We start from the raw sequence: 20,242 nt of genomic DNA, 5'->3' as shown, positions 1-20,242 counted from the left end.
GTGATGTCGAACTCAGGACGCTCTGCACCATGCCAGCAATGCGCGCCGGTCGGGCTTGCCGACAGACGTTTTCGGCCAGTCGGACATCAGAGTGATCTTTCCGATGAGACCGCAGCTGTTCATCACTTCGGTGACGCGAAGGTGGATTCGTCCGAGGTCTGCCCCGGTGGGTGCCAGGCGGCACAGTACTGTCGTCGGTGTGTCTGCTCCTGTGGCCGTTGGGGCGAAGACGACGACCTCGTCGACCTCGTCGAGTGCGGTGATCTCGTCGACCAGGACGCCTGCCGAACAGAGTTGACCGTGGTTGTTTGTCCATACGTCATCGATGCGGCCCAGGACGTTGATGGCACCGTTGTCGTGGACCATCACCGCGTCCCCGCTTCGATACCAGCCGTCCGTGAATGCGCTCTGTGTACGGTCCGGGTGTCCCCAGTAGCCTTCGGCTCGGTGCGCTCGGCGGAATTCGGGCTCGCCCACTCGATAGGTATCTGCGTCGATTCCGTGGATGGGGCGCACTCGCATCTCCACCCCGGGTAGGGGCCGCAGTTCGGCCGCGCTCTGCAACTGTGGCCGCAGATCTGCGCACATGATGCCGCACTCGGTGGCCCCGTAGAGCCTGCGTAGGTGGACCCCGCACCGCTGGTGGATCAGTCGCGCAGTGGTCGGCGTCAGGAGAGCCCCGCCCGTCAGTGCGGTGGTCAGGTGTTCACCCATTCGCTCCGATGCCGCCGGTGACGCTGCGATCGCGTCGTAGTGCGAGGGAAGGGCGCTCATATAGGTACCGTTCCAGTCGCAAATCGCTCTCGCGTGGGCAGAGGCCGGGAGACCGGCGTCGAGGTGCACCGTGGGTGCTCCCGAGAGCAAGCCCGCGAGAACGTGAACGTCCATCCCGTGCGCGAAATCGAGGGGGTGGATGTTGATGATCACATCGTCGGCTGTCAGACCGAGCTGCTGGCACCAGTCGGTGCGGTCGGCGAACAGCGATTCCTCGGTCCAGTACACCCATTTCGGCTCACCACTCGATCCGGATGTTTCGAGGATTCTTCCTCGCACGGTGTCGTGCTCGGTCACGTCGCATTGACGCGTTGGGTTGCAGTATCGGAGCTTTCGGGTTGCTGCATCGAACACGGAGGCCAGTTCGGGCAGGTCGGGGTCGATGTCGTGGTCGGTAATGGCGTGCCAGCGGCGGCCCAGTGCGCTCAGTCGGTCCCATGCTGGATGCCGCGTCCGGCTCGCCAGGTGCACGCCGCCGGCGGCCATCGTTCCCAGTAGTGCTGCAACGAAGTCTGCGGCCCCGGGGTGATGATCGACGACGACCACGTCGCCTTCGTCGATCACCGGTGCCAGTGCATCACGCCATGCCATCGCCGCGGCCGACAGCTCCCCGAACGTCGTATGGCGTCGTCCCTGGTGAAGTGCGTCCTGATCCTGTTGGGGCATGCTGTTCAGTGCGGCGAGGAACCCTCGCGCGTCAGACATTGATCTGTCCTCGGAACAAGTGTCTGACGCTGCCCGGTTCGATCGTTGTCCGCCCGTGCAGAACCTGTTCGTTGTCGAGGACGAGAAGATCACCCGGGGCCCAGTCGTGCGAGTAGAAGCTGGTACTGCCCCGCAGGTAGGAGTCGAGCCGTGCGAAGACGGCCCGGCTGTCTTCTTCGGTCGAGCCCGCCAGACGGACCGACCATCCTGCGGGGGTGGTCCGTTCCTCGGTGAACGGGAGTGCCACGTTCAACCGCGTTGTCCCCGTTGCTGATCGCACTGCAGGTGGAATCGACAGCCAGCGGTGCGCGACGTCGGGAAAGTGGGATTGGTCGGTGACGTAGTACTCCCAATCCACGTCGGTCACCGTGCTCAGGTCCGGTGGGAGTGTTGCATCGAGTAGATCCGATTGCAGACAGAGTTCTGTGCGTCCGGATCCTGTGGGCTGATCGACTGCATTGCAATACAGCGCAATGTATTTGGGACAGGTCCCGACAAGTGTGCCGTCGGTGTGCAGAGGCAGGGCACTGCGCCCGGTGACGACGCGGTCCGGTAGCGGGCTTGCGTCGAGATCGAGCAGACCTGCGCTTCCGGTGCCGAACCGATGTGTGGCGAGAGTCCCGAGCCCCTGCACGAAGACCTCGAAGTCGCTTCTGCCGAAGTCGACGTCGCCGACCAGAGCGAATCCATCCCGGGTGGCCACTGCCGCGAGATCTCCGGGATCGGTGGCCGTCACCGCTGCTCACCGCCGACCGCAACATCGTGGTTTCCCAGAGGGACCTCATCGAGGGTCTGTGCCCGGATTTGGGCACAGACGGCAGCCAGTTGTTCTCCGAGCGCGCCGTCCAACCCTGCTGACAAACCCGCCCCTTGGTGGATTGCGACTTTTCTCCCGAACGCAGTCTCACGGGGCAGTTGGTAGGCCGCGAGCTCGCGGAGGTAGTACTTTTCGATGCCGTCGACGGTCTTCAGCTGAGCGGGGACACTCTGTTGAAGGTGCAGTAGAGCAGGACTCCAGTACGGGTGGTACATGCGCGGCCCTGGGGTGAATTGGCCGGTCACCATCATTCCTGATGCGCTGGCGTCGTCGATACGTTCGTTCAGATCGCCGGCGACTGCGCCCATACCGAAATCGCTTCCGGCGTTGAGCAGATCGCTGCCGAGTCCGGTCACGAGGTCGGCACCACATGCTCGCGCCAACTCGAAGGCCACTGTCACCAGCAGATGCACGGTGATGACTTCTGCATCATCGGATTGAGTGTGCTGCATGCACGGGTAGATCGCCGCTGTCGATTCCTGTGCGGTGACGTCGATGACGTCGAGCGGCAGACCGACGTGGCGCGCTGTTCGAGAGGCACCGTCGATTTCGTCACCCCAGGGTGTGCGGAGGGTCAGTGCACGGACGTCGGCACCGGCCCTCCACAAGTAGGAGGCGAGGAGTCCGGAGTCGACACCACCGGAGAGCAGTAAGCGAATGGGACGACCCGACGATGCGATTTCCGTTGCTGCAGTGCGTAATCCATGGTCGAGCCACCCCATGGCCTGTTCGAGCGAACACCCTGGGACACCGCCCGACGGCGACGATCGGGGGACAGCGCGGTGCACCGACAACTCTCCGTCGGCGGAGCAGACCAGAGTCGTCCCGGGGCGAAGTGCCGTGGTGGTTCCTGCGCGGTGACCGACACTCGCGGCGGTCGCCGCGAATTGCGCTCCCACCGCCCATGTCCGTGCATCATCGGTGCGGGAGAGAAAGACTCGGCATTCGCCGTGCAGCGGCGTCGTGATCATGACTGTTCCGTCGTTGCGGTTCAGAACGGGGCCGGTATGTCCGCCAACACGGCGGATGCGGCCGCTGTGCGAAAAGACGACCCACCCATGATCGGTTGGGGTCATGGGTTGTCTCCGACAATTGTGCGCATCTTCTGTTGGGCCGCATCGCCTGCAGCGAACCCCGCTCGGTGGCCGGCTATTGCTGCAATACGGGCTCGTTCCATGTCGAGCAGCAGATCGTGGTTGACGAACGCCTTGGTGCGGGCAAACGGCACCGATTGGTACTCGGCCAGTGCCTGTGCTCGGGTGCATCCTGCAGCGAGCGGGTCACTATGGGCTGCAACGAGTTCATCGAGGAGGCCGTCGGAGAGTGCGGTGGTACCGAGCCATCGATCGCACCCGATGATCATTCGATTCGCCACGGCAGGCCCTACTCGGCGTTGCAGGAGCGGAGCTCCGAGTATGCAGGAGATACCCAACTTGAGCTCGGGCATACGGAGGTCCGACGTCGACGTTCCGATGCGCCAGTCGGCGCACAGTGCCAACTGAAGACCGATGCCGATGCAGTATTTGTCGATGACTGCCACGGTCGGTTTCGAGATCGACAGAACTGCTCGATACATGTCCACGCAGGCGTCGATCCATCGGTTGACCTCGGAGCCTCCCGTGAAGTCCTTGACTTCGTTGAAGTCACCGCCGACACCGAAGGATCGACCGTCTCCCCCGTACAGAACCAGCCCCTCGACATCCGGGGTGTCCCCTAGCTGCCAGACCAACTCGGTGATGCCGCGCATCTTGTCTGTGGAGAACGTGTTGTGTCCTTCACCGTCGAATTCGATGATCGCCAAGGGGCCGTTGCGAACTGCAGTACCGCCATGGGCTTCGGGCGACCTGGGCCGATCGTGGGGCTCGTGGGTGGCGGAGGGTGAGTGCAGTGTTCTCACGCTTCGACCAGCTCCCCACGCTTTCGGCGGTCTGCGTCGAGGGCGCGGCGTGTGTAGAGACGTTGTCCCCATTGTTCGCTGTGATCGGCGCTGATAGCGGTGCCGTTGCATATTGTGGTGACGATTCGATGGAATTGAGCCAGTGCGGCGGCGGCGGTGCGTTCGCTCAAGCTCGTCTCGGATTCGCCTGGGACGATGTCGAATCGGTCGACTGCGATGATCGGACCGCCATCTACCTTCGGGGTGATGATGTGGCAGGTGGCCCCGAATTGCGTCTGGTTGTCGTCGATCGCGTAGCGATATCCGCCGATCCCTCGGTAGTTCGGGGTCGCCGGGTGGAAGTTCACGGCCAGTTCCCGCACTCGATCGAGTGTGGCCTCGGACAGGATGAAGTCCGATTTGAAGGACAGAAGCAGGTCGCACCCGTGCCACTGATCGAACGATCGAGTTACTGGATCGCCGTAGTCCCAGGCAAACCAGTCGACGTCGGCGAATCTGCGGCGGAGAAAGTCGTGGGCGAGTTCGCCCCACCGTGATCCGTCGGAGATGAGCAGAACAGAGCGGGTGTCTTTCATCGAGTGACAACTCCTTCGGTGAGTGGGAGAGCCCAGCAGTACGCGAATCCGGCACCTGCTTCGTGTAGAAAGGTGTCTGCCTCTTCGTAATCGGCCAGAGCCGAGCTGTATCGGCCGTATTTCGGGGACGTCCGGCCGATGCATCGAGCGGAGCCCTTGTACAGCTCGACGGTCACTGTGCCCGTCACGCGGTGAGCCAGACGGGCGCAGTAAGCATCGAGTGCTGCACGCAGATCGGTGAACCAGTAGCCGTAGTAGACCAACTCTGCGTACTGGTCGGCGATGGACCGCTTGTGGTGGAGCGTCTCTCGGTCCAGTACGAGTGCTTCGAGATCGGTTCGTGCAGCGAGAAGAACTGTTGCAGCGGGTGCTTCGTAGATTCCGCGGCTCTTGAATCCGACGATGCGGCTCTCGAGAATTTCGGTACGCCCGATACCGTTCGCGGCCGCTGTGTCCCCGAGTTCGCTGACCAGGTCGATCAGGTCGAGCTTGCGGCCGTCGAGAGCGACGGGGATGCCTGCTTCGAACTCGATCGTGATCGTTGTTGGACGATCCGGTGCCTGCACCGGCGCGGTCGTGATCTGCCATGCATCGGGCGGTGGAGCGTGGTCGATGAGGTCGAGATCCCCGCACTCGATGCTGGTGCCCCAGATATTGGTGTCGATGCTGTACGGCGTCGTCTTGCTGACACCCACATCGATACCGTGACGATCGGCGTAGGCAATTTCGCTACCGCGGGAGGTCATTTCCCAATCGATGACAGGTGCGAGGATGTCGAGCTCGGGAGCCAACGCCCGCACGGAGGTGTAGAACCGGACCTGATCGTTTCCCTTGCCCGTGGCACCGTGAGCGACTGCGGATGCACCGCGTTCGCGAGCGATGCTGACCAGCCGCTCGGCGATCAACGGTCGAGACAACGGTGCAGCCAGAAGATATTTTCCCTCGTATGCAGCGCCGGCGGCGAGAGCCGGGATTGCATAGTCGTGGAGGAACAGGTCTCGGACGTCTTCGACGATAACTTCCGACGCGCCGGCCGCGGTTGCGCGCTTCGAGACGGCCTCGAGGTCCTCGATTTGGCCGAGGTTCGCGCAGTACGCGATGACCTCGGTCTGATAGCGCTCTTTGAGCCAGTGCACGGCAACGGATGTGTCCAATCCGCCGGAATATGCCAGGACGATGCTCATACCCCGACCTCCATCGCGAGTTCGGGCACGCTCACGCCGCCGACGACGGATCGCGCTGCTCGTAGGCATTCCGCCTTCGCCTCCCAGAGGCGGGTTCTGGCTTGCCGGATTTCGGCGAGTCTGTCGGTCACGTCGGCCAGGCCTTGCTCCTGCTGTTCGGAGACCCGCGTCGGTCCGGTGGATCCGGCAGAGATGTAGCTGCGCAGTGTGTGGAGCGGATCGCATATCTGCTTCATGTCGACCTCACTGATGTCGATGTCGTGTTCCTCGCGGAGGAAAGTGGTGGTGAACGCGACGTTGCGCAGGGTGTGACCGGCTGCGAGGGCGGCGTTGACGAGGTCACCGGTGATGCGGTGGGCTGTGCGGAAAGGAACGTCGAACCGAGAGACCAAGATGTTGGCGATCTCTGTCGCGGTCGAGAAGTTGTCCCAGCACAGGGCTCTGCCGCGAGCACCGTCGAACGCGGTGTGCAGGTTCTGGCGTCGGCACAGGCGAATGGTGTCGAGGTACGTATCGAGGGCGCCCCAGTAAACCGGTTTGTCCTCCTGCAGGTCGCAGCTGTACCCGAGACCGACCGACTTCTCCATCACCAGCAGTTGCACCAGCGCACCCACCGCGCGACCGGACTTCCCTCGCGCCAGTTCTGCAACCACCGGATTCTTCTTCTGCGGCATGATCGAGCTACCGGTCGCGAACGAATCGTGCACTTCGGCGAGAGCGTATTCGTTCGAGCTCCAGGTGACGATCTCTTCCTGCATGCGAGATAGATTCACAGCACCGCTGGCAGCTGCGCCCGCTACTTCGACTGTCCAGTCCCTCGTCGACGTCGCATCGAGCGCATTGACCATCGGTGCATCGAACCCGAGAAGCCGGGAGGTGTAATCGCGGTCCAGGGCGAATGTAGTTCCGGCGAGCGCACACGCGCCGAGCGGATTGATGTTGATGCGCTTCCAGGCATCCATCAGTCGGGAGGCATCACGCAGCAAGGCCTGTGCGTGCGCAGCCTTCCAAAATGCTACCGAAATCGGTTGCGCTGCCTGCGAATGCGTGTAGCCGGGTAGAACTGCTTCTCGTTCCGACTCGGGGCACCCGAGCAGATCCTGCACGAACATGAGCAGTTCTTCGCTGGCATCGAGCAGCCACTCGCGGGTGACCATGCGTGCGTCGGTCTGCACCTGATCGTTTCGGGACCGTGCGGTGTGCATGCGGCCGCCGACGGGTCCGATCCGTTCGATGAGCATGAATTCGGTGTTGAGGTGCACATCTTCTTGTCGGACGTCGAGCTGCAATCCACCGTCGGCTCGGCTGCTCTCCATGTCGAGCAGCCCAGCGAGAAGCGCTTTGGTGTCGGGTTCGGTGTTGATTCCCGCGCGACCGAGCATCAGAACATGAGCGATGTTCTGCCACAGGTCGTGTTCGAGCATTCTGCTGTCTACCGATGCTGTCTCTGTGTAGCGAAGTACATCGTCGGTGATATCGGTGGAGAATCTTCCACCCCAGAGCTTTTCGCTCATTGATCGGTACCCCTCTGTGTGCGTGATGGTTCGGTTTCGGTACAGGAAAGTTCGGGTTAGGGCACGGCAAAGCCAAGACCTGGCGGGATTGGACGGCCCGGGGCGCGGACCCGGGCCAAGGCGTCGTTACACAATCAAGTCAGGTCGGGCTCGGGTCGAGTAGTTGAAAGAGCGAAGGGAGAAGGGCTCGGACGGCGGGGGTGTTTACTCGAAGGCCAGCCGGACGCCGAATCCCACCAGAACAACACCCAGTCCACGCTCGAGCCACGCCCCCAAGCGGCCCTTCTCCAAGAACCGGCGAGCGGACGAGGCAAGAAGTGCGTACGAGGACAGACATATCAGCGCCACCACGAACTCGATCGACATGAGCAGCATGGACCAAACGAAAACGTTCCCGTCGCGCGGAATGAACTGCGGCAGCACCGCCAGGTAGAACGCACCCATTTTCGGATTCAACAGGTCCGCGACGAAACCGGTCATGAACGCTCGCGACCACTTCGGCTGGTGCGCGTTGTAAGTCGCGGCATCGACGTCGGTGAAGCTGCCCTTGCGCTGCCAGATACTCTGAATTCCTAGAAACACCAGGTAGGCGGCACCTGCGATACGTACCGCGTCGAATGCCCCGGGGACGCTGGTGAGCAAGGACGCCAACCCCACGGCCGCAGCGATGCCCCAGGCCATCGACCCCGTCGCCGCACCCAAAGCTACGGCGATGCCGTGACGCACACCGCCGGTAAGCGAGTGCTTGACCGCCAACATGACGTCAGGACCTGGGATTATTCCGAAGACGATAGCGACGGGGAGATAGGCCAGAACGGGGTTGTTCACGGCAAGAACGGTACGACCGCTCCAGCATCGATGCACGTTTCCTAAGTATCGCTGATCTAGGTTTAGTATTTGTGGATGTACAACCACGATCAGCTCGCCACACTTGCCGCGATCTGCGATTCAGGGTCGTTCGAGGGAGCTGCAACGGCGTTGCACATCTCGTCTTCTGCAGTCAGCCAACGCATTACCGCGCTCGAACGAGCGTCGGGGGCCGCGCTGCTACAGCGAACCAGGCCGGTACTACCCACCAGAAACGGGCAAGCCCTGCTCCGACTCGCGCGGCAGATCGAAGTCCTCACCGTCGACGCCGACGCTGAGCTACGCGGCGGCTCAACGACAACGAATACTGCTGCACCGCTGCGCTTTTCACTTGCTATCAATGCCGATTCGGTCTCGACGTGGTTCCAACCGGTGATGAAAGCGATAGCCGTCGACCGACGGATACTGCTGGACCTCCACATCGAAGATCAGGACCATACAGACGCTCTACTGCGTCAAGGCGCGGTCATGGCCGCCGTGACGACCTCACGCACCGCAGCACCTGGCTGTACGGTCGAACCGCTCGGAGCCATGGTCTATTGGCCCGCGTGCGCACCCTCACTCATTCGCGACGCCGACTCCGACGGTTGCGATCCCAGCCGCCTCCCGATGCTGCGATTCGACAAAAAGGACGACCTGCAACACGCCTATCTACGCAAGATCAAGGCGCACCGTGAGCCCCCGATCCACTACCTCCCATCGAACCGCGAATTCCTGACTGCAGCTCGACTCGGACTCGGGTGGGGCGTGCTACCGGAAGGACAAATCGCACGCGACCTCGCCGACGGGACACTCGTTCACCTCGACCCCGACCACAACGTCACCATTCCCCTGTATTGGCAACGATGGCACCTGCCATCCGAAACCCTCGACAGAATCACAGGCTGGGTACGCGATGCTGCACATAACGCATTGATCGACACACCCAAAGAACGAAAAACAGCGAACCGTCCCCCAGGTCATGCGGTGACCGGCGCGGCAACACCGGAACCTGCGTGAGTCCGGCGGTCATCGGTCCAGCTGTGACGGCTAATTGCACACCCTGATTGGACCAAAGTTGCGGCGATGCACGCCGGTCGCATGGTCCGCCGCCGGGTGCGCGCCTAAGGTCGCCGATCGCTGACCGAGCATACGACGCGGGGCGTTGAGCCTCGACCGAATGCTCCACCACGCATCGAAGTATCGATCGGCGCGGATCCCATAGTGTACGAAAAGCAGTGATTGCTGGCAGCACAACTGAAAAACGTCAAAACAGCTACTGCTGCAGCTTTTTTCAGACTGGGAGTACGCACGGCCTGCGGCGGCGCGGGTCTCTGTTCCGTCAGGGTGAGGCGAGTGCCTCGGACAGGTAACGAATCAGTGCCGCCTTGAGCTCGGTCACGAGCTGGTCCTTCTTGTTAGTTTTTTCTGCGGCGATGACGGGCATCATTCCGCGGGTGATCTGCAAGGCCACCAGCGCGTGGAGGTCGATGCGTTCGCTGGACAGGGTCGGTGCGAGTGCGGCCAAGGTCTGGGCGACCCTCTGGGAGAGTTCGCTCTGCAATGGTACGACTGCGGTATACAGGGCAGGCTGGGTATCTGCTCGCGAGAACAGTTGCAGGAAAGCCGGATTGGCCGCATTGAAGGCGACCATATTGTCGACGGCCCGGTCGATGAACTGCGGTAGAGATTCCACGAAGCCGTCCGGTCGCGGATCGACCGCGGCCGATTGGGCGTCGGTCAACTCCACGACGTAGCGTTCCGCCAATGCTGCGGCGATGTCTTCCTTGTTTCTGAAGAACTGGTACAGCGAACCCGGTGACATGCCCGATTTGCTGGCGATAGCGTTCGTGGTCGCTGCGTCGAACCCGACTTCTCCGAACAACTCCTCCGCACCGTCGAGGATCGCAGCGATGCGCTTGAGTCCGCGATCCTGACGCTTGGGTGCAGGAGAGGTAGTTGGCGTCGAGGTATTCGGCATGTGAACTCCAGGCTTTCCGGTAGACAAGACGAGCTTTCGCTCGTATTCTCGCAAATCACGAGCAATCGCTCGTATCCACGGTAGCAGGGGGACCCGCGATGCCCACCCGATTCGCCACAACTCGACCCGGCCTCACCCTCGTAGTGGCCGGCGTCCTCTTCCTCGTGCTCGCAGCAGTCGCTGCCGGTGCGATGAATGCACTGTCCCTGAACAGGTTCGAGGCGACCAACGCCCCGTCTGCGGCAGCCGAGGCGCTGCTCAACGACACCTTTCAGACCGGCACACCCAACATCACCATCCTCGTCACCGCGAAGACCGGCGACGTCGACAGCTCGGCCGTCGCCGCGGACGGGTTACGTCTGACCGAGTTCGTCGACACCTTCCCCGGCATCGACGACACATGGTCCTACTGGACCGAAGAGGTTCCGACCCTCGCCGCCGGGGACGGCAGCTCGGCGCTGATCCAGGCGTGGGCACCGGGCGACGCCACCGAAATCCGGCAACAGGTCCTTCCCGCTCTCGACGAGGCACTCAGCCGGTCGGCTACCTCGAACATCGACATCGCTCTCGGCGGCAGCGACGAGGTGTTCCGCTCCGTCGCAGAACAATCCAGGACCGACTTTCTCCGAGCAGAGCTGATCATCGCCCCGCTGGTGATCGCACTGTTGTGGGCCGTCCTACGGCGGCTCCGTCTCGCCGCAGTGGTCTTCGCAACCGGACTGTTCTCCGTCGTCGGCACCCTGGCCATCATGCGCGTGGTGGCAGCCTTCACCGAAGTATCGACCTTCGCGGCGAACATCGCGCTGGTGATGGGCATTGCACTCGGCGTCGATTACGGACTGTTCCTGATCTACCGCTTCCGAGAGGAAGCCCGCCGCACCGCTGACCTGACGTTGGCCGTGCAGCGAGCAGCGCAGGCAGCCGGACGCACCATCATGTTCTCCGGCGCCACCGTCGCCGCGTCACTGGCCGTTCTGCTGGTCTTCCCGTTCCCGTTCCTGGCCTCGTTCGCCTACGCCGGGATAGCCGTCGTCGCCACCGCCGTGCTCGCCGCTACGGTCGTACTCCCGGCCGCATTGGTGCTGCTCGGGCACCGCGCCTTACGGCGCAAGGAACCGGACACCGACGGAAGTACCGTGTGGCGGCGGATCACCGTGGCCACGACCGGCCGACCTGCAGTGTTCGCGATCGCCGGTGTGGTGATCTTGATACTGCTCGGAGCGCCGGTACTAGGCGTTCGGTTCGGCGCACCGGACGATCGCATCCTGCCGCAGTCGGTTCCGGTCCGCGCCCTGTACGACACCATCCGCGACGACTACGCCAGCGAGGATGCAGACGCAATTCTGCTCGTCGCACCGACCATCGCACCGGACGGCCTCGCTCGGTACGCCTCCGATCTCGCAGCACTGCCCCAGGTGCTACGAGTGGACAGCGCACTGGGCACCGTCGAACCCGACAGGGCGCTCACTGCTCCACCGAACGGCGCCGTCCGTTTCACTCCCGACACCGCAGGCAGCTACCTCTCGGTGGTACCGACTCGCGAATCACTGGACGACAGAGCCGGATTCGTCTCCGCGGTACGGTCGGTGGAGCCTCCCGGCCAGGTACTCGTCGGCGGCTCACCCGCGATGCTCGACGACTACACCGACGGCGTCACCGCCCGGCTCCCGCTCGTGGCCGTGCTCATTGCACTGATCACCTTCGCCATTCTGTTCGTGATGACCGGATCGATCATCGCCCCCATCAAAGCCACCATTCTGAATCTGCTGTCACTGACGGTCATGTTCGGTGTCCTGGTGTGGGGTTTTCAGAACGGCAATCTTGCTGGGCTGCTGGGTTTCACCCCTACCGGTGCCATCGAGCCGAGCATCCCCATCCTGATGTTCTGCATCGCCTACGGCCTGTCGATGGACTACGAAGTCTTCCTGCTCTCGCGCATCAAAGAAGAATTCGACCGTACCGGAGACAATCGCCAATCCATCATCGATGGCATCTCACGCTCCGCACCCGTCGTCACCGCAGCAGCTCTCATCCTGGCCGCATCCTTCGCCACCTACGCCACTTCCGGGGTGACCTTCCTTCAGCAACTCGGAATCGGCATGGCACTGGCGGTCCTGATCGACGCCACCGTCATCCGAGCGATCCTCGTCCCCTCCATCATGGCCCTGACCGGCCGCTGGAACTGGTGGGCACCGCGCCCACTGGCACGCCTGCACCAGCTCATCGGCATCACCGATGCTCCACGCGTCGATACACCTGGTACCGAAGTCGACCCTGGAAGACCCAAAACCCCTGTATGAGCACTGCACTCGCACGCTCCCAGCCACCACATCCCCGCCCCGATCGGAGTACCCCATGCTCGACAGCCGCCATCACCCCCTCTCACGGCTCCTCGCCGCGATTGCGATAACCGTCGCGTCGACCGCCATCTTTCTCGGTGGAACGGCCATCGCCTCCGCGCAGCCGACCCGATCGGACGTGATCGACGTACCGGTGTCCTTCACAGTCCGCAACACCAACGACACAGCCGTCCCGTGCACCGCCGACGGCGGAACCTACACCATCCGTGGCCATCTCACCGCTCCCGCAGAGGGTTTCGGCAACGCCATCACCCTCTACGAACACGGCATCGCAGCCGGCGAATGGTACTGGCGTCTTCCAGTCGAGGGATACCACCACACCTACGAAATGGCCGCTCGCGGACAGACCTCACTGACGATCGACAGACTCGGATACGACACGAGCGACGCTCCGGCAGGCGGGGCCATGTGCGTGGGGTCCCAAGCAACGATGGCCCATCAGATCGTCCAAGCGCTGCGTACCGGCACCTATCAATGGGATGCATCCGGAACGGCCCCCACCTTCGGGCACATCACCCTCGCCGGCCAGTCGAACGGCGGGCAGATCGTCCAGATCGAGGCCTACACCTTCGACGACGTCGACGCTCTCGTCGTCATGGACTGGGCCGATCGCGGACTGACACCCGAGGCCTACGTCAGATTCTTCGCCGCCACACCACGCTGCCTCACCGGAGGCTCGGCATCGGAAAACAATCCCGCCGCCAAGGGCTACACCTTTTACGACCAAGGAACCACTGAATTCGTGACAGGAAACTATGCCGATACCGAACAACAAGTAATCGATACAGCAGCGCCCTATCAGAACCAACACCCGTGCGGCGACATGCTTTCACAAGGCCCCGGAATTCTTCTCGACCTGGCCAAAATGTCGAGCATAGACATTCCAGTTCTCGGCCTCTACGGACAGGACGACGCACGCGTGCAATTCGGTGACGAACATATTGCATCGTTCACCGGAACATCGGACAGAAAGGCGATCACGATTCCTCACGCAGGCCATTACATGGGCCACGCACGGAACGCCGCCATCGTCTTCGACTCGCTCGACCAGTGGCTCGACGCCCGACAACCCCACTGACCGCATCAGATCGGCATCAAATAGCTGAACGCACTATTGCGAGCCTGTGCACTTAACCGTGTGCACAGGCTCACAATAGTGCTCGAATTACTGGCGGTATATCTGCGCTCGAACTGAAATTATATTGTTACGGGAATCACTTTCCGAACATTTGGAATTAACGTGAAAAGAATTGACTTATCGAAAACGTGGCGCTGTACTTGAAACCACGTACCGATCGGTGCGTTTCGCACAAAGCAGAAAATCTGCGACCACCTTCCTGGGGGAAGAAATGACTGTCACCACACCACCGTTCGATATCGCCAGTGAACTGACATTCGATCGCACTGTGCCGCGAAGCCTCGTCCACCGCGCAGCTGTCAGCGAGGTCTTCCTCACCGACGCTGCTGCGACGGGCGAGAACCGATTCGTCGTCGCCGCGCAGCTACCGCGAGGGCATGCCCTCTACAGCGACCGACTCGACGACCGGTACGACCCCATGATCCTCGTGGAGGCATGCAGGCAGGCCTCGATCCTGATCAGTCACCAGTTCTACGGAGTACCCAAGGACTGGGCGTTCGTCTTCCGCAAGGCCTCGGTGTCGGTGACCGACCTCGCTGCCCTCCAGGTCGGGGAAACACCGGGCCGGTTGGTCATCCGAGTCGAATTCGAGAAGCGGTTCCACGTCGAGGGGTACCTGACCGGGGCGGTCGGTAGGTACCAGACCGTTCTCGACGGCGTGCCTGTCGGCGAATTCGTCGGATCCCTGAGCTTCATGCCCAAGCAGATGTTCGCCGAGATGCGCGCGGCCGGGCGGGCAGCGAAGAACACCCCCGATCAGCCGTATACCTCTGCCGCCGTGCCGCTTCCGCCTGCACGCGTTGCCCGGCGGGACTCGAAGAACGTCGTCATCGCCTCCACCGGCACCGAACACCCCGACACGACGTACGAGGTCGTCGTCGACAACAACCACCCGTCGCTCTCCGATCACAAGGTCGACCACGTCTCGGGGATGCTCTTGACCGAAGCGTGCAGGCAGGCATCGGTGTGCGCCGTCCTCGACACCCACTCACTGCCGGAATCGTCGGTCGGTTCCCCGGTGCGCTACGACATCCAGTTCCTCGACTTCGCCGAACACGAGCTTCCTGTCTACTGCCGCTTGATCGACACCGCACCCACCGAGTCCGGGACTGGGATCGTCGCATCTTTCGAACTCGTCCAGGGTGACGTCGTCATCGTCCGCTCGCAGGTCGAGGTGGGATGACGATGTCCGACAACAGTATCGACACCGGTCCCCTCGTTCTCGTCGTCGACTACGGCGGCGTCCTGACCAACCCCATCGCCGACACCATCGCGGCGTTCACCGAGTACATGTCCGTGCAACCGGAGGACCTGATGGGTGCCCTGTTCACCGCGCACGATGACCCGGACGAAACGATCATGGCCCCGCTCGAACGCGGCGAAATCACCGAAGCGGCCTTCCTCGACCGAGTCGGATCGGCACTGGAAACCATGACCGGACGCGCTATCGACCTGTCACAGTTCCGGCCGGCATGGTTCTCCGGCCGGGTCCCCAACTCGGAACTTCTCGACTACTTGCACACGCTGAAATCCGAAGGACGAACTCTGGGACTGTTGACCAACAACGTCCGAGAATGGGAACCCGAGTGGCGAGGAATCGTCCCCACAGGCCTGTTCAGCGTCGAGGTCGTCTCCGCGAACGAAGGTGTCCGCAAACCCGAACCCGAAATCTACCGCCGGACGACCGAACGACTCGGCGTCCCTGCCGCTCGATGCCTGTTCGTCGACGACGACCTACGCAATTGCCAAGCCGCCCGAGCGCACGGAATGCAGATACATCACTTCACCGACACCGCGGGAGCCATCGAGGCAATCGACGCCTGGTTCGGACGCCAGCAGCCGGCCGCGCAACCCACCGCGGACGCGCTCCTCGAGGAGTCCGCATGAGCACCCCCGAACCGCTGCAGTCGGCCCCCGAACGCTGGTGGACGCTGACAGCGGTCTGCCTCGGAACATTCATGCTGTTCTTGGACCTCACCGTCGTCAACGTCGCACTGCCCGCGATACAACGAGACCTCTCGGCCAGCTTCGAGCAGTTGCAATGGGTGATCGACGCCTACGCCCTGGCACTGGCCGCGTTTCTGCTCACCGCCGGCTCGATCGCGGACAGACTGGGCCGCACCCGGATCTTCGCCGTCGGCGCGCTGGCCTTCACCCTCGCGTCCGTGGCTTGCGGTCTCGCTGGGTCAGCAACTCTGCTCAACGCAGCACGTGGAGTTCAAGGCCTCGGCGCGGCCATCATGTACGCCGTCGGCCCAGCGATGATCGCAGCGACGTTCCACGGCCGCCAACGAGGAACCGCCTTCGGCATCTTCGGGGCCACCTCGGGCATCGCCATCGCTGCGGGACCGTTGATCGGAGGCATCCTCACCGAAGTGGACTGGCGATGGGTGTTCTACCTCAATATCCCTGTGGGACTGATCATTCTGGCCGTCGTCGCTCTGAAAGTCCGGGACCACCAGACATCGACCGCGCGCCGCGGTCTCGACCCCCTCGGTCTGGCACTGTTCTCCGCAGGTCTGTTCGCGTTGATCTTTGCAATCATCCGGGCACCCGTCGTGGGATGGACCGACCCACGTACCGCGGTAGCGTTGGCGGTCGGTGTGCTCGCCCTCCTCGGCTTCGCTGTGGTCGAGCGCCGCGTCCGCAATCCCATGCTCGACATGGTCCTGTTCGGAAACCGTTCCTTCAACGGCCTGTCCGCGGCAACGTTTGCGATCAACTTCGCCGTCACGGCCACCATCTTGTTCTCGGTGCTGTGGATGCAAGGCGTGCTGGGCTACTCGGCTATCGAGACCGGATTGAGGTTCCTGCCGCTTACCGGCGTCCTGCTGATATCCGGTGCCGTGGGCGGAATACTGAGCGCCCGGATCTCGACATCGATTCTGATCGGAATCTCGCTGTTGTGCACAGGAATCGGGTTTCTGTTGTTTCGATTCGCGGACGTCGGTGACAGCTGGACGGCGTTGTTACCGGGGTTTGTGATCGCGGGACTCGGTATGGGACTACACAATCCACCCCGTGCGAGCGCGGCAGTGGCTCTCGTTCGGGCCGAAGACTCAGGGATGGGAGCTGGGATCAACGAGACATTCCAGCAGGTCGGTGCGGCATTGGGCGTGGCGGTACTCGGAGCTTTGGCTCATCGCACCATCGAATCCGAACTCGACACCGCGTACGGATCCGCCCTGACTCCGGCCCAGCTCGACGCCACCGTCGACGCCGTGGCCTCCGGGGCCGTCGCGGCGCTGCAAGAGACCGGGCAGGACGTTGGGGTGGCAGCAGAAATCGCGTTCATCTCGGCGCTGCATCAGGTCACGACGATCGCGGGAATCGTCACCCTCATCGGTGCGATCGCGGCATTCACCCTCATCAGACGCAAGGACTTCCTCGTCGACCCCGCGGCAGCAGACCCGCACGCAGCGGCCTCTCCCCTACCCCGCGACGCGCCGTCCACCGGATACGAGGACGTGATCTCGGCCGAACAATCCAGCCTCGCCCCGCCTCGCCCGTCAGGAGTCCGGACATGACCGAGCACACCGTCCTCATCGTCGGCGCGGGCCCCACAGGTCTGACGCTTGCTTGCGAGCTCGCCCGCAGGAACGTCGACCACATGATTATCGACGGCAAGTCGGGGCCCTCGACCGAACCGAAAGCCCTCGTACTCTGGAGTGCCGCCCAGGAGAGCCTGCGCATCCTCGGTGTCGATCCCGCGGTATTCGATGCCGGCGTCACTCTCGACCGAGCGTCGTACTGGTCGAAAGGGTCACAGATCGGCCACGTCGACTTCACCGGCCTCGACCAGCCCGGCCTGCACAAACCACTGTCCCTTCCGCAGCCCCTCGTCGAGGCAGCTCTCCTCGAGCTCTACCAGGCGCTGGGAGGTACGGTCCGCTGGCGGCACAAGTTCCTCGGTGCCCTCGATCCGGACCCTGCCGGGCCCAGCGACGGGGCGAGGGCGTCATTGGTCGGTCCGAGCGGAATCCGCTTCACCACAACAGCAGAGTGGATCGTGGGCACCGACGGTGCACACAGCACCGTGCGGAAAACAGCGGCCATCGACTTCGACGGCGACAGCTACGACGACGCTTTTCTGCTGGTGGACGGCACCCTAGAAACCGATGGGTCGGTCGGGGAGGCTCAGTACCATCTCCACCCGGACGGGGTGACGGTCGTCGTCCCGCTCCCAGGTGGTGGACACCGGGTATTTCTCGGACACCGTCAGTCCGCTTCCCCTGCGCTCATACCGCCGACTCAGATCACCGATCGCGCCAACATCATGCTCGGCCAACGCGGCCTCGGCCGCTTCCGGGTCAGTAATGTGCTTTGGCAGAGCGACTTTCGAGTACACCGGAGACTGTCCTCGCGCTACGTGTCGGGCCGATTCATCCTTGCCGGCGACGCTGCACATATTCACAGTCCTGCGGGAGGTCAAGGTATGAACACCGGAATACAGGACGCGGCGAATCTCGCGTGGAAACTTGCAGCAGTAGCGGTCGACGGAGCCGATGCAGCACTACTCGAAACATATGAACTCGAACGACGACCCGTCGCAGAATCGGTCGCCGCGATGACCGATCTTCAGACGAAACTGTGGACAACTCGTGCTGCCGTTTCGCGGTGGATCCGCGACCGAATCCTCGGAATCCTCTCGGCGACAGGGCTCCTCACCCGGCGTGTCGTTCCTCAACTGGCGCAGATCGATACGGCCTACGGCCCGTCAGTGGCCCGCGGGGGCGGGCGCGGTCGAACCATCTCGCCGGGCAAGTTCCTGCCCCCGCATCCCGTCCAGTTCGACGGAGAGGTCGACAAGTTGCTGCCCGACCTCCTCGATGACCGACGAGTCCTGGCGCTGGCCACCATCACCAGTATCGACGAACTCCGGGCCTTACATGCCATCCTCGACTCGTGGGGGTCGCGGCTGCACGTCGTGGTCGTGGTCCACTCCCCCACCACACTTCTGAGCGCAACTCCCACCGTGATCGACACCCACGAGATCGTTTCGAGCGAGCTCGGACAGGGCGGTGTCGCTGTCGTGCGTCCCGACCGCATAGTGGGCATGACCGGCTCGCTGCAGAACCCTGCAGCCATACGGACCTACCTCACCGCAGTGGCCGGACCCGCGGACACACAGGCAGTCGAACGCGGTCGACCCGAAACGAGCGCCTCCAAGGAGACAGCATCATGACCGACTTCCCACACGTGAACCTCGGAACAGGCCTCGAAGTATCCGCACTCGGATTCGGCGGCATGGCATTGACCTCGATGTACGGCGAATCCGACCCCGACCAAGCACTGAAGACCCTGCATCACGCCGTCAACCTCGGCATCGACTTCATCGACACCGCAGATGTGTACGGCCTCGGGACCAACGAGGAACTGATCGGCAGACTCCTCGCCGACCGTCGCGACGAGGTCACCGTCGCCACCAAATTCGGTATCGATACCTCCGTAACCGAACCCGGCCGCAGAAGCCGCGGAGACAGGGCTTACGTCCGCCAGTGCATCGACAACAGCCTGCGTCGCCTCGACGTGGACGTCGTCGACCTCTACTACCTTCACCGGGTCGACCCACACATCCCGATCGACGACACCATCGGAGCGATGGCCGAGCTCATCGCCGACGGAAAAGTCCGGCACATCGGAGTATCGGAAGTAACCGCCCCCGAACTAGAACGAGCGCACCGGACCCATCCGCTCGCCGCGGTCCAGTCCGAATGGAGCTTGTTCAGCCGCGACGTCGAGAACGCCATCGTCCCGACCGCAGCTCGACTCGGCATCGGATTCGTTCCCTACTCCCCACTGGGACGCGGAATGCTCACCGGAAAAGTGAAACAGGAACAGCTCGGCGACAACGACTTTCGGCGGTATCTACCCCGCTTTCAACTCGACGCATTCGAAACGAACACCGACGCCCTCGCCCCATTGACAGACATCGCGTCACAGCACGGATCCACGCCCGCCCAGATCGCATTGGCGTGGCTACGGGTGAAAGGTACACAGTTCGCGCTGCCCGTCGTTCCGATACCCGGCACTCGGAATGCGGATCGGGTCACCGAAAACGCGGGCTCGGTGCACATCGAACTCACCGCGGACCAGCTCGCCGTCCTCGACACCCTCGCCGACGCCGTCACCGGAACCCGAGCACCCGACATGAGTTGGGTATCAGCCGGCCGCGAATGACACGGGCACAACTGCACGGCACAGCCGCATTCCCGCCCCGTCGATCAGATCGACGGGCGGGAATTGTGCCGCCGGGAACCGGAGCGTCACTGCGCCGAAATGCCCGAATTGCGATGACTCCAACTACGGCCACGACGAAAGCGCCAGTGGCCCAGGGGATCCACGCGGGGTTGGCTCCCAACACGCTTCCCGTGGTCAACAGAAGAGTGACCCACACGGTTGCGGCGACGATATTCAACACCGCGAACCTCGAGAACGACAACGAGGAACC

At 62.8% G+C, this 20,242-nt stretch carries 17 protein-coding genes; 8 read left to right on the top strand and 9 right to left on the bottom strand.

The annotated features are described in order from the left end of the window. Positions 1-12 precede the first annotated feature (12 nt). The 8 genes from CH302_RS13180 to CH302_RS13145 form a co-directional block, all read right to left on the bottom strand. Positions 13-1,479, bottom strand: coding sequence for a class I adenylate-forming enzyme family protein (locus CH302_RS13180; protein WP_032365002.1), 1,467 nt, complete (start codon positions 1,477-1,479; stop codon positions 13-15). Beyond that, on the bottom strand, positions 1,472-2,215 hold the full coding sequence (locus CH302_RS13175) for a TauD/TfdA family dioxygenase (protein WP_015586125.1): 744 nt from the start codon (positions 2,213-2,215) through the stop codon (positions 1,472-1,474). Before CH302_RS13175 ends, CH302_RS13180 begins: the two co-directional genes overlap by 8 nt. Beyond that, entirely contained in the window at positions 2,212-3,267 is a 1,056-nt protein-coding gene (locus CH302_RS13170; protein WP_033188359.1) for an asparagine synthase C-terminal domain-containing protein, read from the bottom strand. Before CH302_RS13170 ends, CH302_RS13175 begins: the two co-directional genes overlap by 4 nt. A 101-nt stretch (positions 3,268-3,368) precedes the next feature. After that, positions 3,369-4,193 carry an enoyl-CoA hydratase/isomerase family protein gene (locus tag CH302_RS13165; RefSeq protein ID WP_052047791.1) on the bottom strand — a complete coding sequence of 275 codons (825 nt, stop codon included), beginning with the start codon at positions 4,191-4,193 and terminating at the stop codon, positions 3,369-3,371. Then, entirely contained in the window at positions 4,190-4,768 is a 579-nt protein-coding gene (locus CH302_RS13160) for a formyltransferase family protein (protein ID WP_032364999.1), read from the bottom strand. The genes CH302_RS13165 and CH302_RS13160 overlap by 4 nt, the downstream gene beginning before the upstream one ends. Further along, positions 4,765-5,952: an argininosuccinate synthase gene (locus CH302_RS13155; RefSeq protein ID WP_015586121.1), complete on the bottom strand. Its 1,188-nt coding sequence runs from the start codon at positions 5,950-5,952 to the stop codon at positions 4,765-4,767. Before CH302_RS13155 ends, CH302_RS13160 begins: the two co-directional genes overlap by 4 nt. Further along, positions 5,949-7,466, bottom strand: coding sequence for an argininosuccinate lyase (argH, locus tag CH302_RS13150; RefSeq protein WP_052047792.1), 1,518 nt, complete (start codon positions 7,464-7,466; stop codon positions 5,949-5,951). The genes CH302_RS13155 and argH overlap by 4 nt, the downstream gene beginning before the upstream one ends. Before the next feature lie 204 nt (positions 7,467-7,670). After that, positions 7,671-8,294 (bottom strand): LysE family translocator, encoded by a 624-nt coding sequence (locus CH302_RS13145; protein WP_032364998.1) that lies wholly within the window; start codon positions 8,292-8,294, stop codon positions 7,671-7,673. 75 nt (positions 8,295-8,369) lie between these two features. Between CH302_RS13145 and CH302_RS13140 the strand changes: the two genes are divergently transcribed. Next, positions 8,370-9,332, top strand: coding sequence for a LysR family transcriptional regulator ArgP (locus tag CH302_RS13140; protein ID WP_015586118.1), 963 nt, complete (start codon positions 8,370-8,372; stop codon positions 9,330-9,332). A 322-nt stretch (positions 9,333-9,654) separates the two neighbouring features. Here the strand turns inward: CH302_RS13140 and CH302_RS13135 are convergent, their stop codons facing one another. Continuing rightward, on the bottom strand, positions 9,655-10,293 hold the full coding sequence (locus CH302_RS13135; RefSeq protein WP_015586117.1) for a TetR/AcrR family transcriptional regulator: 639 nt from the start codon (positions 10,291-10,293) through the stop codon (positions 9,655-9,657). A gap of 98 nt (positions 10,294-10,391) precedes the next feature. On the opposite strand from CH302_RS13135, the gene CH302_RS13130 reads away from it, so the two are divergent. From CH302_RS13130 to CH302_RS13100, 7 genes are all read left to right on the top strand, one after another. Continuing rightward, positions 10,392-12,593, top strand: coding sequence for an MMPL family transporter (locus CH302_RS13130; RefSeq protein ID WP_052069823.1), 2,202 nt, complete (start codon positions 10,392-10,394; stop codon positions 12,591-12,593). Between the two features lie 55 nt (positions 12,594-12,648). After that, a complete protein-coding gene (locus CH302_RS13125) occupies positions 12,649-13,731 on the top strand; it encodes an alpha/beta hydrolase (protein WP_015586115.1) in 1,083 nt (360 codons plus the stop codon). 271 nt (positions 13,732-14,002) lie between these two features. Then, positions 14,003-14,974, top strand: coding sequence for a ScbA/BarX family gamma-butyrolactone biosynthesis protein (locus tag CH302_RS13120; RefSeq protein ID WP_015586114.1), 972 nt, complete (start codon positions 14,003-14,005; stop codon positions 14,972-14,974). Between the two features lie 2 nt (positions 14,975-14,976). Further along, positions 14,977-15,678: an HAD family hydrolase gene (locus CH302_RS13115; protein WP_052047793.1), complete on the top strand. Its 702-nt coding sequence runs from the start codon at positions 14,977-14,979 to the stop codon at positions 15,676-15,678. After that, positions 15,675-17,318, top strand: coding sequence for an MFS transporter (locus CH302_RS13110; protein WP_015586112.1), 1,644 nt, complete (start codon positions 15,675-15,677; stop codon positions 17,316-17,318). The genes CH302_RS13115 and CH302_RS13110 overlap by 4 nt, the downstream gene beginning before the upstream one ends. Next, on the top strand, positions 17,315-18,976 hold the full coding sequence (locus tag CH302_RS13105; RefSeq protein ID WP_015586111.1) for an FAD-dependent monooxygenase: 1,662 nt from the start codon (positions 17,315-17,317) through the stop codon (positions 18,974-18,976). Before CH302_RS13110 ends, CH302_RS13105 begins: the two co-directional genes overlap by 4 nt. Continuing rightward, on the top strand, positions 18,973-19,971 hold the full coding sequence (locus CH302_RS13100) for an aldo/keto reductase (protein WP_015586110.1): 999 nt from the start codon (positions 18,973-18,975) through the stop codon (positions 19,969-19,971). The genes CH302_RS13105 and CH302_RS13100 overlap by 4 nt, the downstream gene beginning before the upstream one ends. Positions 19,972-20,242: the final 271 nt, after the last annotated feature.

It is taken from the genome of Rhodococcus sp. 15-2388-1-1a, assembly GCF_002259145.1.
Classification (GTDB): domain Bacteria; phylum Actinomycetota; class Actinomycetes; order Mycobacteriales; family Mycobacteriaceae; genus Rhodococcoides.
Note: the sequence above shows the minus strand (reverse complement) of the source record. Positions and strands in the feature narration are given on the sequence as shown.